This is a genomic window from Streptomyces niveus (genome assembly GCF_001723055.1).
GTDB classification, from domain to species: Bacteria; Actinomycetota; Actinomycetes; order Streptomycetales; family Streptomycetaceae; genus Streptomyces; species Streptomyces niveus.
Window position 1 is genome coordinate 1 of the sequence record NZ_MDCR01000182.1, and the last position, 15,644, is coordinate 15,644.

Sequence of the window (15,644 nt, forward strand, 5' to 3'; positions counted from 1 at the left end):
TACCGGGCCGTACCCCTGTCCAAGGACTCGGGGTCAGGAAGCCGCGTCCGCGGTGACCTCCACCGCCGCCAGGTTCTTCTTGCCCCGGCGCAGCACCAGCCAGCGCCCGTGCAGCAGTTCCCCGGCGTCCGGCACGGCCTCGGCGTCCGTGACCTTGACGTTGTTCACGTACGCCCCGCCCTCCTTCACCGTCCGGCGGGCCGCCGACTTGCTCGGCGCGAGACCGACCTCGGTCAGCAGATCCACCATCGGCGCCAGCTCCGCCACCCGCGCGTGCGGCACCTCCGACAGGGCCGCCGCCAGCGTCGCGGCGTCCAGACCCGTCAGCTCGCCCTGCCCGAACAGCGCCTTCGACGCCGCGACCACACCCGCGCACTGCTCGGCGCCGTGCACCAGCGTCGTCAGCTCCTCGGCCAGCGCGCGCTGCGCCGCACGGGCCTGCGGACGCTCCTCCGTCAGCTTCTCCAGCTCCTCGATCTCCTCGCGGGACTTGAAGCTGAAGATCCGCAGGAACTTGGAGACGTCCCGGTCGTCCGCGTTCAGCCAGAACTGGTAGAACGCGTACGGCGTCGTCCGCTCGGGGTCCAGCCAGACCGTGCCGGACTCCGTCTTGCCGAACTTGGTGCCGTCGGCCTTGGTGATCAGCGTGGTCGCCAGGGCGTGCACCGACGCCTCGGGCTCGACCCGGTGGATCAGGTCCGTACCCGCCGTGAGATTGCCCCACTGGTCACTGCCGCCGGTCTGGAGCGTGCAGCCGTGGCGCCGGTACAGCTCCAGGAAGTCCATGCCCTGGAGGATCTGGTAGCTGAACTCGGTGTAGCTGATCCCCGCGTCGGAGTTCAGCCGCCGCGCGACCGCCTCCTTCGCGATCATCTTGTTGACCCGGAAGTACTTCCCGACGTCGCGCAGGAAGCTGATCGCCGACATCCCCGACGTCCAGTCCAGGTTGTTGACCATGGTCGCGGCGTACGGACCGTCGAAGTCCAGGTACCGCTCGATCTGCCCGCGCAGCCGCTCCACCCACTCACCGACGACCTCGGGCGCGTTCAGCGTGCGCTCCGAGTTCGGCTTGGGGTCGCCGATCAGACCCGTGGCGCCGCCGACCAGGCCCAGCGGACGGTTCCCCGCCAACTGGAGCCGGCGCATGGTGAGGATCTGGACCAGATTCCCCAGATGCAGGCTGGGCGCGGTCGGGTCGAAGCCGCAATAGAACGTGACGGGGCCGTCCGCGAACGCCTTGCGCAGTGCGTCCTCGTCGGTGGACAGGGCGATCAGCCCGCGCCACCGCAGCTCCTCGACGATATCCGTCACGTCTCTCGCGTCTCCTTAGATGAGTCAGGTCGGTCCGGCGTCCACGACGCCGGAACCCTTCCGAGGTTATACGCCCTGGCTGACCGAACTCATATTGAAATCAGGCACCCGCAGCGCGGGCATCGCGGCCCGGGTGAAGTAGTCGCCCCACTCACGCGGCAGCGTCTTCTCCGTCCGGCCCGCCTCCGACGCCCGCTGGAGCAGGCCGACCGGCGACTCGTTGAAGCGGAAGTTGTTCACCTCGCCGACGACCTCGCCGTTCTCGACCAGGTAGACACCGTCGCGGGTCAGCCCCGTCAGCAGCAGCGAGGCCGGGTCGACCTCGCGGATGTACCACAGGCAGGTCAGCAGCAGCCCGCGCGTGGTGCCGGCGACCATCTCCTCCAGCGAGCGCTCACCGCCGCCGTCCAGGATCAGGTTGTCGACGGCCGGCGCGAGCGGCAGCCCGGTCAGCTCCGCGCTGTGCCGGGTGGTGGTCAGCCGGTCCAGCCTGCCGTCCTTGATCCAGTCGGTCGCGCCGAGCGGCAGCCCGTTGTCGAACACCGACGCGTCGTCGCCCGACGCGTGCGCGATCACGAACGGGGCGGATTCCAGGCCCGGTTCGTTCGGATCGCTGCGCAGCGTCAGCGGCAGCTCGGCGAGGGTGTCACCGACGCGGGTGCCGCCGCCGGGCTTCGAGAAGACCGTACGGCCCTCGGCCGCGTCCCGCGCCGACGACGACCACAGCTGGTAGATCAGCAGATCGGCCACCGCGGTGGGCGGCAGCAACGTCTCGTACCGCCCCGCCGGCAGGTCGATCCGGCGCTCCGCCCAGGCCAGGCGCTTCGCCAGCTCCGCGTCGAGCGCCGCCGGGTCGACGTCCTTGAAGTCCCGTGTCGCCCGGCCCGCCCACGCCGACCGCGACCGGTCGGGCGACTTGGCGTTCAGCTCCAGCGTGCCGTTGGGCTGGTCATGGCGCAGCCGTACACCCGTCGACGTCCCCAGGTACGTCGACGACAGCTCGTGGTTCGCGAAGCCGTACAGCTCACGCCCCCCGGCGCGGGCACGCGCGAAGGACTCGCCGAGCGCCGGCGCGAAGTCCGCGAAGACGGCGGACGTCGTCGCGGCGGGCTCGTCGGTGAAGTCCTCGGACACCGGCCCGGCCTCGACGAGCGGCCGGGCGTCCTCGGCGGGACCCGCACCCCGGGCGGCTGCCTCGGCGGCGCGCACCAGCGGCTCCAACTCGTGGGCGGTGACGGCGGATCGTGACACCACACCGGAGGCGGTGCCCTCCTTGCCGTCGACGGTCGCGATGACGGTGAGCGTACGGCCGCGCGTCAGGCCGTTCGTCGTCAGCGCGTTGCCGGCCCAGCGGAGGTTGGCGGTCGAGTGCTCGTCGGCGATGACCACGCAGCCGTCGGCGGTGGACAGTTCGAGAGCCCGCTCGACGATCTCGTGCGGCTTGCTGCTCGTGCTCAACTTCCGGCCTCCTGCGTCGTATTGAGAATGTTCACACCGCGGAACAGGGCCGACGGGCAGCCGTGCGAGACCGCCGCGACCTGACCCGGCTGGGCCTTGCCGCAGTTGAAGGCGCCGCCGAGGACATACGTCTGCGGTCCGCCGACCGCCTCCATCGAGCCCCAGAAGTCCGTCGTCGTCGCCTGGTAGGCGACATCCCGCAACTGCCCGGCCAGCTTGCCGTTCTCGATCCGGAAGAACCGCTGCCCGGTGAACTGGAAGTTGTAGCGCTGCATGTCGATCGACCACGAACGGTCACCGACCACATAGATCCCGCGCTCCACGCCACCGATCAGATCCTCCGTGCCGAGCCCGCCCGGATCCGGCTTCAGCGACACGTTCGCCATGCGCTGCACCGGCACATGGCCCGGCGAGTCGCCGAACGCGCAGCCGTTGGACCGGTCGAAGCCCGTCAGCTTCGCGATCCGCCGGTCCAACTGGTAACCCACGAGCGTGCCGTCCTTGACCAGGTCCCACGACTGGGCCTCGACGCCCTCGTCGTCGTACCCGATCGTCGCCAGCCCGTGCTCCGCCGTGCGGTCACCCGTCACATTCATGATCGACGAGCCGTACGCCAGCTTCCCCAACTGGTCGAAGGTCGCGAAGGACGTGCCCGCGTACGCCGCCTCGTAACCGAGCGCCCGGTCCAGCTCCGTCGCGTGCCCGATCGACTCGTGGATCGTCAGCCAGAGGTTCGACGGGTCGACGACCAGGTCGTACGTCCCCGCCTCGACGCTCGGCGCGCGCATCTTCTCGGCGAGCAGCGCCGGGATCCGCTCCAGCTCGGAGTCCCAGTCCCAGCCGGTGCCCGTCAAGTACTCCCAGCCGCGCCCGGCCGGCGGGGCGATGGTGCGCATCGAGTCGAACTCGCCGCTCTCACCGTCCACGGCGACCGCCGACAACTGCGGGTGCAGCCTGACGCGTTGCTGTGTGGTGACGGTGCCCGCCGTGTCCGCGTAGAACTTGTTCTCATGGACGGTCAGCAGCGAGGCGTCCACATGCGCGACGCCGTCCCCGCGCAGCAGCCGCGCGCTCCACTCCGCGAGCAGTCCCGTCTTGTCCTCGTCGGGTACGTCGAACGGATCGATCTCGTACGCCGACACCCAGGTCTTCTCCGCGTGCACCGGCTCGTCGGCCAGTTCCACACGCTCGTCCGAACCCGCCGCCGCGATCACCTTCGCGGACAACTTGGCCATCGCCACGGCCTGTCCGGCGACCTTGGCCGCCGAGTCCATCGTCAGATCGACCCCGGAGGCGAACCCCCACGCGCCGCCGTGCACCACGCGGACCGCGTACCCGACATCGGTGGAGTCCGACGACCCGGCGGGCTTGGCGTCGCGCAGCCGCCAGGCCGCGCTCCGTACCCGCTCGAACCGGAAGTCGGCATGATCGGCGCCGAGCGCCCGCGCCCTGGCGAGCGCCGCGTCGGCGAGCGCCCTCAGCGGCAACGCGAGAAACGACTGATCGACCTCATGGGGCACGTCGGCCTCCCTTTCACACGCCTCGGTAAAGGTGTCCGCAGTGAATCATGCGGTACGGAGGTGAGTTTCGCCGCGTTTATGTAGGGACCCCACAGCGACCGTACCGAGGCGCTGTCCATGCCCGAGTCCACGGACCGCCGCCGCGACCGATAGGTTTTCCTGGTATCAGAGCAGACAGCCCAGACAGCTACGAAAGGTGCTCCGTTGAGCCGCTCGGTTCTCGTCACCGGAGGAAACCGGGGCATCGGCCTTGCCATTGCCCTGGCTTTCGTCGGCAACGGCGACAAGGTCGCCATCACCTACCGCACGGGCGAGCCGCCCGAGGCCCTGACGGAGGCCGGCTGCCTGGCCGTCCGGTGTGACATCACCGACGCCGAGCAGGTGGAGCAGGCCTACAAGGAGATCGAGGAGACGCACGGTCCCGTGGAGGTGCTGGTCGCCAACGCCGGTGTGACCAAGGACCAGTTGCTGATGCGGATGTCCGAGGAGGACTTCACGTCCGTCCTCGACACCAACCTCACCGGCACCTTCCGCGTCGTCAAGCGCGCCAACCGCGCCATGCTGCGCGCCAAGAAGGGCCGGGTCGTTCTGATCTCCTCGGTCGTCGGGCTGCTCGGCTCGGCCGGCCAGGCGAACTACGCGGCCTCCAAGGCTGGGCTGGTCGGCTTCGCCCGCTCGCTCGCCCGCGAACTCGGCTCGCGCAACATCACGTTCAACGTGGTCGCCCCCGGTTTCGTCGACACCGACATGACCAAGGTGCTCACCGACGAGCAGCGCAAGGGCATCGTCGCCCAGGTCCCCCTCGGTCGTTACGCGCAGCCCGAGGAGATCGCGGCGGCTGTCCGCTTCCTCGCCTCGGACGACGCCTCGTACATCACTGGAGCCGTCATTCCCGTTGACGGCGGATTGGGCATGGGTCACTGATCACATGAGTGGAATCCTCGCCGGCAAGCGCATCCTCGTCACAGGTGTCCTCACCGACTCCTCCATCGCCTTCCACGCCGCCAAGGTGGCGCAGGAAGAGGGCGCGGACGTCATCCTCACCGGCTTCGGCCGGCTTTCGCTCGTGGAGCGCATCGCGAAGAGGCTGCCCAAGCCCGCCCCCGTCATCGAGGTGGACGTCACCAACCAGGAGCACCTGGACTCCCTCGCCGACAAGATCCGTGAGCACCAGGGCGAAGGCGCGAGCCTCGATGGTGTCGTGCACTCGATCGCCTTCGGCCCGCAGGGCGTCTTCAACTTCCTGGAGGCCGAGTGGGAGGACGTCGGCACGGCGGTGCACGTCTCGGCGTACTCGCTCAAGTCGCTGACCATGGCCTGTCTGCCGCTGATGGAGCGCGGCGGCTCGGTCGTCGGGCTCACCTTCGACGCGCAGTTCGCGTGGCCCAAGTACGACTGGATGGGCATCGCGAAGGCGGCGCTCGAATCCACCAACCGCTACCTCGCGCGTGACCTCGGCGCGCAGAACATCCGCTGCAACCTCATCTCGGCCGGCCCCCTCAGGTCGATGGCCGCCAAGTCCATCCCGGGCTTCGAGGAGCTGGCCGACGTGTGGAACCACCGCGCGCCGATCGGCTGGGACCTGGCCGACCCGGAGCCGACGGGCCGCGGTGTCGTCGGGCTGCTGTCGGACTTCTTCCCGAAGACGACGGGCGAGATCGTGCACGTCGACGGTGGCGTCCACATGATGGGTGCCTGACGATCCAAGTCCGCGAAGCCGCGTGACCGCCCCGTCCGGCGGTCACGCGGCTTCGTGCTGTCGTACGCCACCTCGGGCGGCTGTCACTGTGTGTGTCCGTCCGAGTCGAGAACGGTGACGAATCCCCGCAGACTGATCGCGGAGGAGGTGTCGCTGTGTACCGGAGAGCACGCAAGGTGGCCGCCTCGCTGACGGTGGCGGTGCTGATCGTGGTGGGCCTCGCCGTCACCGCCGTCGTACGGGACGAGTCGCCGCCTCCGGCGGTCAGGTCCTCCGCGGCCGATGTCGCGGGCGTCAACGGGGTCGCGGCGGACGACGGCGACGCTCGCGACCCGCGTGACCGGGGCGACGAGCATGACCGGGACGACGACCGGGACCGGGACCGGGACCGGCGCCGTGACCGGGAGCGCGAGCCGTTCGGGGCCTCCTGCCGTACGACGGCCCAGGGCTCGCTGGTGACCGCCTTCTGCCACAACCCGTATCCGGAGACCGACCGCGTCCAGCTGCACATCGAGTGCGCGCGCTGGTGGGACGTCGACTCCGACAGCGCGCCCGCCGAGGCCGGGCCCGCCGGCTACGCGCGGCTCAGCGGGCGCTGCTGGAAAGAGGTCGAATCGGCCTGGGTCAGCCACGAGCGCGTCGCGCCCTGACCGCTCAGGCGTTCTGGACCGTCTCACGCAGGCAGGTGAACGCGTGGCTCGCCGCCTCCGTCCCCGCCGTCTCCGCGTCCCGCGCCTTGATCGCCGCCACCAGCCGCGCGTGGTCCAGATGGAACGCTGGCCGCAGCTCACGCCCCACATCCGCGCGCAGCCCGTCACGCATCAGCTCGCTCAGGTCCGCGTAGAGCGCGGTCAGCACCTCGTTGTGCGAGGCCGCGACCACCGCGAGATGCAGGGTCGCGTCCGCCGCCACGAACAGCTCGGCGTCCCCGCCCGACCACGCCTCCTCGCGGCGCGCCAGCAGCGTCTCCAGCTGCCGCATGTCCCGCTCCGTACGGCGCTCGGCCGCCAGCCGCGCCGCCGAGGCCTCCAGGGTGGAGCGCACCTCCGCGATGTGCCGGGCGTCGGCGTCGGCGAACCTGCGGTGCATCACACCGGCCAGCTCGCTCGTGGCGACGACGTACGTGCCCGAGCCCTGCCGGATGTCGAGGAGCCCGTTGTGGGCCAGCGCGCGGACGGCCTCGCGGACGGTGTTACGGGCCACCCCCAGCTGCTCGACCAGCTCGGCCTCGGTGGGGATGCGTGAGCCCACCGGCCATTCGCCCGACGTGATCTGGTTCCGCAGCTCGGTGATCACCTGATCGGAGAGCGCGGATCGCCGGGGGGAGGTCAGGGCCATGGTGCTCCAAGTTCTCAGTGCCGGATCGGACAACGGGATTGGACAACGGGATTGGACAACGGGATTGGTCAGGATCGGCCAGGATTGGACAACCAATCATCCCATGATTCTATGATGGCTCCATGCTTGACGAGACCACGACCCCGCTCCCGCCCCGCGAGGACGTTTCGCTCCCGCCGGCCGATCCTCCCGCACCGTCGCCCCGGACGACCGTGTGGCTGACCCGGCTGCTGGTCGTGGGACTCGTTCTCGCCGCCGTCAATCTCCGTCCCGCCATCACCAGCCTCGGCGCGCTGCTCGAAGACGTACGCGACGGACTCCATATGAGCGGCAGCGTCGCCGGGGTCCTCACCTCCGTACCGGCACTCTGCTTCGCCGTCTTCGGCATCACCGCCCCGCGCCTCGCCCGCCGCTTCGGGCCCGGCGCGGTCGTCTTCGCCGGCATGGTGGCCATCACGGCGGGTCTGCTGATCCGCCCCTTCACCAACAGCACCGCCGCCTTCCTCGCGGCCAGCGCGCTCGCGCTGATGGGCATAGCCGTCAGCAACGTGCTGATGCCGGTGATCGTGAAGCGGTACTTCCCCGGCCGGGTCGGCACCATGACCGGTCTCTACTCGATGTCGCTGTCCGCCGGCACGGCCGTGGCCGCCGCCGCGACCGTCCCCATGACCACGGCGCTGGGCGGCAGTTGGCGCCTGGGCCTCGGTGTGTGGGCCGTGGTCGCCGCCGTCGCCGTCCTGCCGTGGGCCGCGCTCCTCGTACGCGACCGCGGGAGCGCGCCGGGCGGCCCGGACGCCGACCCGGCGCGGCGGCGGGAGCCGGACCGGACCCCGGCGCCGCCCCCGAGGATCACCCGCAGCCGGACCGCCTGGGCGCTCGGCTGCTTCTTCGGCCTCCAGGCCACGGGCGCGTACATCACCATGGGCTGGATGCCGCAGATCTTCCGCGACGCGGGGGTCCCGGCCGGTACGGCGGGGCTGCTGCTCGCGGTCACCATGGTGATGGGCGTCCCGCTGGCCTTCGTGATCCCGCGACTGGCCACCCGGATGAAGAACCAGGGCCCGATCGTCATCGCCCTCGGCGCCTGCGGTCTGACCGGCTACGCGGGCCTCTTCCTCGCACCCGCCGCCGGGGCCTGGGTGTGGGCGGTGGTGCTGGGCATCTCCAACTGCGCGTTCCCGCTGGCACTCACGATGATCGGCATGCGCGCGAGGACCGGCGCCGGGGTCGTACGACTGTCCGCCTTCGCCCAGAGCACGGGCTATCTGATCTCCATTCCGGGGCCGCTGCTGGTGGGGGTGCTCTACCAGCACAGCGGCGGCTGGGAGCTGCCGATCATGCTGATGGGCGGGCTGATGGTGCCGCAGATCATCCTCGGGGTCATCGCCGGGAGGGACCGGACGATCGAGGACGAGTGCTGAGATGAGAAACTGTGCGCATGCCAGTCCTTGATCCGAATCCCCAGAACGGCCAGAAGAAACTGCTGCTGATGTTCGGCACGATCATCGGCATCATGGTCGTGATCGCCGTCATCGCCTCGATCGCCTCGCCCTGAGGCCCTCCTTTCCTGGGGCTCGGTCCGCCTCCGGGCGCTCTCGCTTTCGACAGCGGCGCGCCCTTCGGCTCACTCGCCCGAGAGTCCAGGGCGGCCGGGGTGGTGCTGGCACCACCGTCCCTTAGGGGGCCAGGGTCAGGGTCGAGTGGGTGGGTCTCCGGATGGGCGGCGCGATCGGTGATCCGTAGCTTTGAGGTACTTCAACCGCAGACCTACGGAGGCGGCCATGTCGGCCCCTACGCACACCCGGCCCCACCGCCCGTCACCCGACGCCGTCGACATCCGTCTGCCCTGGTGGGCCGTCGTGCTCCCGGCCATCGCGTTCGCCGCGCTGCTCCTGCTGATGGCCGGTCCCGGCCAGGCCGCCGCCTCCGCCGGTGAGCCCGGTGTCGGGCATGTGGTGATCCAGATCCAGCAGACCTTCGCCCGGTAGCGGGACGGCGCCCGTCCCCGTCACTCCGGACGGGCGAGCCCGTCAACACCCCGCGCCTGGCGCCGCATTTCGTGCGAAGCTGGGATGCATGAGCGTCGAAACACCCCGCAGGATTGTCCTACTCCGGCACGCGAAGGCCGACTGGCCCGACGTGGCCGACCACGAGAGGCCGCTCGCCGAGCGAGGCCGCGCGGACGCCCCGGTGGCCGGTCGGCGGCTCGGGGAGACCGGTATCGCCTTTGATCTGGCTCTCTGCTCGACGGCGGCCCGTACGCGTGAGACCTGGAAGCTCGCGGTGCACGAACTGCCGCAGCGCCCCCGGACCGTCTACGAGGACCGGTTGTACGACGCCACGCTCGGCGACCTCCTCGCGCTGCTCACCGAGACGCCGGACGAGGTGAACGACCTGCTGCTGATCGGCCACAACCCCGGCATGCACGCCCTCGCCGACGCCCTCTCGGCCCGCGCCGAGGGTGACGCCCTGGGCAGGCTGACCGCGAGCGCGTTCCCGACGTCGGCGTTCGCCGTGATCGGCTTCACCGGCACGTGGAAGACCGTGGAGCCCGACGTGGGCACGCTGCTCGAATACTGGGCCCCGCACGACTGACGCCCCTCCCAACTCCCTCAGGCGAACCGAGCCCCAAGAAGCAAAGAGAGCCCCGGCACACCGTGCCGGGGCTCTGTTCGTGTTGTCGGGGCCGGTCAGCCGGACTCCGCCGACTCCGTCGCCTCCACCTCTTCGACCTCTTCGCGCGTGATCCCCAGCAGATACAGCACCGTGTCCAGGAACGGCACGTTCACCGCCGTGTGCGCGGCCCTGCGGACCACCGGCTTCGCGTTGAACGCGACCCCCAGCCCCGCCGCGTTCAACATGTCCAGGTCGTTGGCCCCGTCGCCGATCGCCACCGTCTGCGACAGCGGGACCCCGGCCTCCGCCGCGAACCGCCGCAGCAGCCGCGCCTTGCCCGCCCGGTCGACGATCTCGCCCACGACCCGTCCGGTGAGCTTCCCGTCCACTATCTCCAGCGTGTTCGCCGAGGCGAAGTCCAGCCCGAGCTGGTCCTTCAGCCCGTCGGTGACCTGGGTGAACCCGCCGGACACGACGCCCACTTGGTACCCGAGCCGCTTGAGCGTACGGATCAGGGTGCGGGCGCCGGGCGTGAGCCGTACCTCCGCGCGTACCTTGTCCACCACCGACGCGTCGAGCCCGGCCAGCAGCGCGACGCGCGCGTGGAGCGACTGCTCGAAGTCCAGCTCACCGGCCATGGCCCTGGCCGTCACCTCGGCGACCTGCTCCTCGCACCCCGCGTGCGCGGCGAACAGCTCGATGACCTCGTCCTGGATGAGCGTCGAGTCGACGTCCATGACGACGAGCCGCTGCGCCCGGTGGTGCAGCCCGGCCGAGACCACCGCCACGTCGACGCCGATCTCGGCGGCCTCGGTCGCCAGCGCGGTGCGCAGCGGTTCGGTCTCCGTGCCCGAGACGGCGAACTCCACCGCCGTGACCGGGTACTTCGCCAGCCGGAAGATACGGTCGATGTTCCCGCCCGTCGAGGTGATACGGGCGGCGATCGCCGCCGTCGACTCGGCGGACAGCGGGTGTCCGAGCACGGTGACATGGGAACGGCCGCTGCCACGCGGCCTGTTGTCACCGGTGCCGGAGATGATCTCGGCCTGGAGCTTCAGGGACTCGGCCCAGCTGTGGACGGTCGCGCGCAGCTCACCCTCGGCGCCGCTGCCGGCCTCCGGCGCGGTGACGAGGGCGCACAGGACGATACGGCCACGGGTGACGACCTGCTCGATGTCTATGACGTCGAGCGAGTAGGCGGCGAGGGTGTCGAAGAGGCCTGCGGTGATCCCCGGACGGTCCTTGCCGAAGATCTTGACGAGAAGCGTGGGTGCGGCGTCAGCGGTCTGACGGGGCTGCGATGCGCTCATGGTGATCCCACCGTATCGGGCGGGGCGCGTGGGGCGACCCGGCGTCCCGCGTACCGGACAGCTGTTCGCGGAGGCGTCCGGACGCGGACACCCCAGCCTCGTCCCGCTTAACGGGATTTGGGCCCGTTCACTTACGTTTCGCCGCGCCCCGAAGGGGGCTTTTGCGGTCTTCTCCGAGGCCTGACTTTCATATAAGGGGGCGGGCCTGAAATAGTTCCCCCCGATGTTCGCCATCCCTAGACTCCCCGTGATGGGGAGTAACCCGGGGGACAACCAGTGGGGCATGGAGTGCCGGAACTCGTACTTGAAATGAACGGAAGGACCTGGACGCTCGACCAGTCCAGGTCGTACAGCCTGGGGCGCGATCCGCAGGGGGACCTGGTGATCGACGACGCCCGGGTCTCGTGGCGTCACGCCACCATCAGTTGGGGGGGCCGTGGTTGGGCAATTGAGGATCACGGCAGCACCAATGGCACTTATGTGCAGGGTCAGCGGATCCAGCGGATGGAAATCGGTCCTGGTACCGCCGTACGTCTCGGCAATGCGACCGACGGACCCCGGCTGAATCTCAGCGGCGCGGCGGCCGGTGTCCACAAGGCCCAGGGCGCACCGCCCCAGCAGGCCCAGGCCCCGGCGCAGCACGCGCCCGCGCAGCCGCAGCCGCAGGGCGGCCCCGGCTGGTCACCTCAGCAGCAGCCGCCTCAGCAACAGGGCTGGCCGCCACCGCAGCAGCAGCCGCCCCAGCATCAACAGCAGCAGCCGCAGCACGGCTACGTACCGCAGCAGCACGCAGGGCCGGGGGGCCCGGGTGCCGGCGGTCCGGCGGGTCATGGCGGTCCCGGCATCGGCGGCGCGGCGGGGGCGCCGCCGGTGTACGGGGACCGCAGTCCGACCACCTTCCATCAGCTGGCCGTCGGCCGGGTGATGCGTATCGGCCGTGCGCTGGAGAACGAACTGGTCGTCTCCGACCTCCAGGTCTCCCGGCTGCACGCCGAGTTCACCTCGACGCCCGACGGCCGCTATCAGATCCGCGACCTCGGATCCCACAACGGCACGTATGTCAACGGCCAGCCGATGCACAAGTCGGGCACGGCGCTGATCGGCCCGAACGACATCGTCGGTGTCGGTCACTCGACGTTCCGCCTCGTCGGCGACCGGCTCGAAGAGTTCGTCGACACCGGTGAGGTCTCCTTCTCCGCCCGCCATCTCACGGTGACGGTCGACGGCGGCAAGCAGATCCTCAAGGACGTCTCCTTCGGCGTCCCCGAGAAGTCGCTCATCGCGGTCATCGGCCCCTCGGGCTCCGGCAAGTCGACGCTTCTCAAGGCGCTCACCGGCTACCGGCCCGCCAACGAGGGCGACGTCCTGTACGACAACAGGAATCTGTACAAGCAGTTCGCCGAGCTGCGCCAGCGCATCGGTCTGGTCCCGCAGGACGACATCCTGCACAAGGAGCTGACCGTACGGAAGGCGCTCAAGTACGCGGCCAAGCTCCGGTTCCCCGGCGACACCGCCGAGTCCGAGCGCGAGGCCCGTATCGACGAGGTGCTGCGCGAGCTGAAGCTCGACATCCACAAGGAGAAGCGGGTCACCTCGCTCTCCGGCGGCCAGCGCAAGCGTGTCTCCGTCGCCCTCGAACTACTGACCAAGCCGTCGCTGATCTTCCTGGACGAGCCCACCTCGGGTCTCGACCCGGGCATGGACCGCGACGTCATGCAGCTTCTGCGCGGCCTCGCCGACGACGGCCGTACCGTCCTGGTCGTCACACACTCGGTGGCCGAGCTGGCGATCTGCGACAAGCTGCTCGTCATGGCGCCCGGCGGCTCGGTCGCGTACTTCGGACCCCCGGAGGAGGCGCTCAACTTCTTCGGCTACACCACCTGGGCCGATGTCTTCTCGGCGTTCGAGAACTACCGCGACTACGACTGGGCGGGCCGCTGGCGCGGTTCGCAGCACTACCAGATGTACGCCGCCGACATCGACGCCGTCGCCGCGCAGTCCGTCCACATGCCGTCGCCGCAGCAGATGCGCCCGCCGAAGCCGCAGAGCTGGGGCTCCCAGCTCTGGACGCTGATCCGCCGCTACTCCTCGGTGATCGCCTCCGACCGGGGCTTCCTCGCTCTGATGGTGATCCTGCCCGCCGTCCTCGGCGTGGTGAGCGTCGTGATCCCGGCCGAGTTCGGTCTCGGCCCGCCGGAGCCGCCGAGCAAGTTCAACGGCAAGGCAGGCACGATCCTGCTGATCCTCGCGGTCGGCATGTGCTTCTCGGGCGCGGCGAACTCCGTACGCGAACTGATCAAGGAACGGGTGATCTACGAACGGGAACGGGCCACCGGCCTCTCCCGCTCCGCGTATCTGATGTCCAAGGTCATCGTGCTCGGTGTGATCACGGCCTTCCAGGGCGTGATCCTGTGCGGCATCGGCTTCGCGCCGCGCGCGCTGCCCGAGGACGGCCTGCTCATGCCGCCGGCCGTCGAGATGTGCATCGTGATCATCGCGCTGGGCTTCACGTCGATGATGTTCGGTCTGGTGATCTCCTCGCTGGTGAAGACCGCCGAGAAGACCATGCCGCTGCTGGTCATGTTCGCGATCGTCCAGGTCGTCTTCACCGGCACGCTCTTCCAGGTCTACGGTTCGCCGGGCCTGGAGCAGTTCGCCTGGCTGATGCCCTCACGCTGGGCGATCGCCGGTACCGGTGCGACCCTCGACCTGGCGCATCTGATGCCGCCGTGGGAGCCGGAGAACCCGACCGACCTGGACCCGCTCTGGGAGCACACGGTGGCGCAGTGGGGCCTCAACATCACCATCCTGCTGCTCATCGGAGTCGTGTGCGGGCTCGCGGTGGCGCGACTGCTGCGCCGCCACGAGCCGGAGGTCATGCGCAAGTAACACGGACACCGCACCACGCACGCCGCCGGTGGGCGGCACCCCTTTCGCGGGGTGCCGCCCACCGGCGTCTGTGCGTCATGCGTTACGTACGGTGCTGTGTGGCCGTGCAGCGGCTCAGTAGGCGCTGTCGACGTTGTCGATGGTGCCGTAGCGGTCGGCGGCGTAGTTGGCCGCGGCCACGATGTTGGCGACCGGGTGGTACTGGCTGTGCGGGGTGCCCTTGACGTGGTACGCGTCGAAGGTCGGCTTGATCACCTGGAGCAGGCCGATCGACGGGACGCCGTTCTTGGCGTTGATGTCCCAGTTGTTGATCGCACGCGGGTTACCGCTGGACTCACGGATGATGTTGCGGTGCAGACCCTCGTACGTGCCGGGGATCTTCTCCTTCTTCATGATGGACAGGGCTTCCTTGATCCATCCGTTCAGGTTGTTCGCGTAGGCCGGCTTGCGGTCGGCGGAGCGGCTGGCCTTGGACTTCTCGGCCGCGCGCTTCTTGGCGGCTGCCTTCTTCTTCGCGGCAGCCTTCTCCTTGGCGTCGGCCTTGGCCTTCGCCGTCGCCGTCGACGGCGCCGAGTCCTGCTTCGCGTGAATCTCCGCGACGCGGTCGGCGATGGTGCTCTGGTTGGTCAGGCTCTCGGTGACGGCTGAGGCCTGACCGCTGCCGTTCGCGATGTTCCACGCCGCCGGGGCGGTGGACACGGAGGCGGACACCTTCTTGGCCTCGGCGTCGGCGGACGCGTTGCCGGGGACCAGGGAGAGTGAGACGGCCGCGGCGGCGACGACTGTCACGCCGGCGATCGAGAGCTTGTGGCTCTTCTTCAGACGGTTGCCAGGGGTGCTGGACGCGGTCATACGACATACCTCTTCGAATAGCGGGGCGTCGCGGTGGCCGGTCGGCCTGATGCCTTTCTTCGGCGGCGACGGGTGCAATTCTTAGCGGCAGCAAAAACCCTTGGCAAAGGTGGGATGTACGACCCTTGGTAGTTGAAAGGGGTGCAAAAGAGACATGGTGCTACCCACTCACGCCACACTTACACCTGTCGTTATGTCCACTACGTACCTTCGTAAGTGATGTGGGTCCTATGTGCGGCGTCACATTGGGCGGGGGTCCGCTTTACCGGAAGTTGCTGGCGCAACTCGGAGAGTGAGCGGTCTCGTCCGGCAGGACGAGGTGGACGTCGCCGAACTCGTGCCAGAGGTAGAGATGCCGTACGGCCTCGGTATAGGCGCGCTCCAGCGCCGGTCGTCCGGCGATCGCCTCCAGCATCAGCAGATGCGAGGCCGCGGGCTCGTGCAGCCCGGTCAGCAGCCCGTCGACGACGCGCACCCCGCGCCCCGGCGTGACCACCAGATCCGCCCAGCCCGCCGCCGCCCGCAGGCCTCCGCCGGGACCGGCCGCCGACTCCAGCGCCCGTACGGCCGTCGTCCCGACGGCGACGATCCGGCCTCCGCCCGCCACGGCGGCGTTCACCAGCCGGGCCGTCGTCGCCGTCGGGACGACGG

Annotated in this window: 15 protein-coding genes; 8 read left to right on the forward strand and 7 right to left on the reverse strand. The window is 69.7% G+C overall.

The window, feature by feature from the left end; all coding sequences use genetic code 11:
• Nucleotides 1-33 precede the first annotated feature (33 nt).
• The 3 genes from tyrS to BHU15_RS21560 form a co-directional block, all read right to left on the reverse strand.
• Complete coding sequence (gene tyrS, locus BHU15_RS21550; RefSeq protein ID WP_069628701.1) at nt 34-1,311, reverse strand: tyrosine--tRNA ligase; 1,278 nt, start codon at nt 1,309-1,311, stop codon at nt 34-36.
• Nucleotides 1,312-1,377: 66 nt separating this feature from the next.
• Nucleotides 1,378-2,769 (reverse strand): metallopeptidase TldD-related protein, encoded by a 1,392-nt coding sequence (locus BHU15_RS21555; protein ID WP_069628702.1) that lies wholly within the window; start codon nt 2,767-2,769, stop codon nt 1,378-1,380.
• Nucleotides 2,766-4,289 carry a TldD/PmbA family protein gene (locus BHU15_RS21560; RefSeq protein WP_069628703.1) on the reverse strand — a complete coding sequence of 508 codons (1,524 nt, stop codon included), beginning with the start codon at nt 4,287-4,289 and terminating at the stop codon, nt 2,766-2,768. Before BHU15_RS21560 ends, BHU15_RS21555 begins: the two co-directional genes overlap by 4 nt.
• 204 nt (nt 4,290-4,493) lie before the next feature.
• Between BHU15_RS21560 and fabG the strand changes: the two genes are divergently transcribed.
• From fabG to BHU15_RS42170, 3 genes are all read left to right on the forward strand, one after another.
• Complete coding sequence (fabG, locus tag BHU15_RS21565; protein WP_069628704.1) at nt 4,494-5,213, forward strand: 3-oxoacyl-[acyl-carrier-protein] reductase; 720 nt, start codon at nt 4,494-4,496, stop codon at nt 5,211-5,213.
• A gap of 4 nt (nt 5,214-5,217) precedes the next feature.
• A complete protein-coding gene (gene fabI, locus BHU15_RS21570) occupies nt 5,218-5,988 on the forward strand; it encodes an enoyl-ACP reductase FabI (RefSeq protein ID WP_023542629.1) in 771 nt (256 codons plus the stop codon).
• 155 nt (nt 5,989-6,143) lie between these two features.
• Nucleotides 6,144-6,638, forward strand: a complete 495-nt coding sequence (locus BHU15_RS42170; RefSeq protein ID WP_174566065.1) for a hypothetical protein — start codon at nt 6,144-6,146, stop codon at nt 6,636-6,638.
• Between the two features lie 4 nt (nt 6,639-6,642).
• Here the strand turns inward: BHU15_RS42170 and BHU15_RS21580 are convergent, their stop codons facing one another.
• The gene (locus BHU15_RS21580) at nt 6,643-7,326 is read right to left on the reverse strand and encodes a FadR/GntR family transcriptional regulator (protein WP_069628705.1); all 684 of its coding nucleotides are present in this window, start codon (nt 7,324-7,326) and stop codon (nt 6,643-6,645) included.
• Between the two features lie 122 nt (nt 7,327-7,448).
• On the opposite strand from BHU15_RS21580, the gene BHU15_RS21585 reads away from it, so the two are divergent.
• The 4 genes from BHU15_RS21585 (at nt 7,449) to BHU15_RS21595 (ending at nt 9,921) form a co-directional block, all read left to right on the forward strand.
• Nucleotides 7,449-8,747 (forward strand): CynX/NimT family MFS transporter, encoded by a 1,299-nt coding sequence (locus tag BHU15_RS21585; RefSeq protein WP_069628706.1) that lies wholly within the window; start codon nt 7,449-7,451, stop codon nt 8,745-8,747.
• A gap of 17 nt (nt 8,748-8,764) precedes the next feature.
• A complete protein-coding gene (locus BHU15_RS41465; protein WP_023542633.1) occupies nt 8,765-8,881 on the forward strand; it encodes an SGM_5486 family transporter-associated protein in 117 nt (38 codons plus the stop codon).
• A 226-nt stretch (nt 8,882-9,107) separates the two neighbouring features.
• Nucleotides 9,108-9,314, forward strand: a complete 207-nt coding sequence (locus tag BHU15_RS21590) for a hypothetical protein (RefSeq protein WP_069628707.1) — start codon at nt 9,108-9,110, stop codon at nt 9,312-9,314.
• Between the two features lie 88 nt (nt 9,315-9,402).
• A complete protein-coding gene (locus tag BHU15_RS21595) occupies nt 9,403-9,921 on the forward strand; it encodes a SixA phosphatase family protein (RefSeq protein ID WP_069628708.1) in 519 nt (172 codons plus the stop codon).
• 95 nt (nt 9,922-10,016) lie between these two features.
• Here BHU15_RS21595 and serB read toward each other — a convergent pair whose 3' ends face one another.
• A complete protein-coding gene (gene serB, locus BHU15_RS21600; RefSeq protein ID WP_069628709.1) occupies nt 10,017-11,252 on the reverse strand; it encodes a phosphoserine phosphatase SerB in 1,236 nt (411 codons plus the stop codon).
• 276 nt (nt 11,253-11,528) lie between these two features.
• Here serB and BHU15_RS21605 point away from each other — a divergent pair, with 276 nt between their 5' ends.
• On the forward strand, nt 11,529-14,141 hold the full coding sequence (locus BHU15_RS21605) for an ABC transporter ATP-binding protein/permease (RefSeq protein WP_438284974.1): 2,613 nt from the start codon (nt 11,529-11,531) through the stop codon (nt 14,139-14,141).
• 114 nt (nt 14,142-14,255) lie between these two features.
• On the opposite strand, the gene BHU15_RS21610 is transcribed toward BHU15_RS21605, so the two are convergent.
• Nucleotides 14,256-14,993, reverse strand: a complete 738-nt coding sequence (locus BHU15_RS21610; RefSeq protein ID WP_069628710.1) for a transglycosylase SLT domain-containing protein — start codon at nt 14,991-14,993, stop codon at nt 14,256-14,258.
• Between the two features lie 262 nt (nt 14,994-15,255).
• Nucleotides 15,256-15,644, reverse strand: a 389-nt coding sequence (locus BHU15_RS21615; RefSeq protein WP_141726851.1) for an S-adenosylmethionine:tRNA ribosyltransferase-isomerase, incomplete at its 5' end; no start/stop codon positions are given.

Bases quoted from the DNA above. Each gene is read 5' to 3' on its own strand.
- BHU15_RS41465 (WP_023542633.1), top strand. From the start codon at position 8,765: ATGCCAGTCCTTGATCCGAATCCCCAGAACGGCCAGAAGAAACTGCTG.
- BHU15_RS21580 (WP_069628705.1), bottom strand. From the start codon at position 7,326: ATGGCCCTGACCTCCCCCCGGCGATCCGCGCTCTCCGATCAGGTGATC.
- BHU15_RS21610 (WP_069628710.1), bottom strand. From the start codon at position 14,993: ATGACCGCGTCCAGCACCCCTGGCAACCGTCTGAAGAAGAGCCACAAG.
- fabI (WP_023542629.1), top strand. From the start codon at position 5,218: ATGAGTGGAATCCTCGCCGGCAAGCGCATCCTCGTCACAGGTGTCCTC.
- serB (WP_069628709.1), bottom strand. From the start codon at position 11,252: ATGAGCGCATCGCAGCCCCGTCAGACCGCTGACGCCGCACCCACGCTT.
- BHU15_RS21585 (WP_069628706.1), top strand. From the start codon at position 7,449: ATGCTTGACGAGACCACGACCCCGCTCCCGCCCCGCGAGGACGTTTCG.
- BHU15_RS21595 (WP_069628708.1), top strand. From the start codon at position 9,403: ATGAGCGTCGAAACACCCCGCAGGATTGTCCTACTCCGGCACGCGAAG.
- BHU15_RS21590 (WP_069628707.1), top strand. From the start codon at position 9,108: ATGTCGGCCCCTACGCACACCCGGCCCCACCGCCCGTCACCCGACGCC.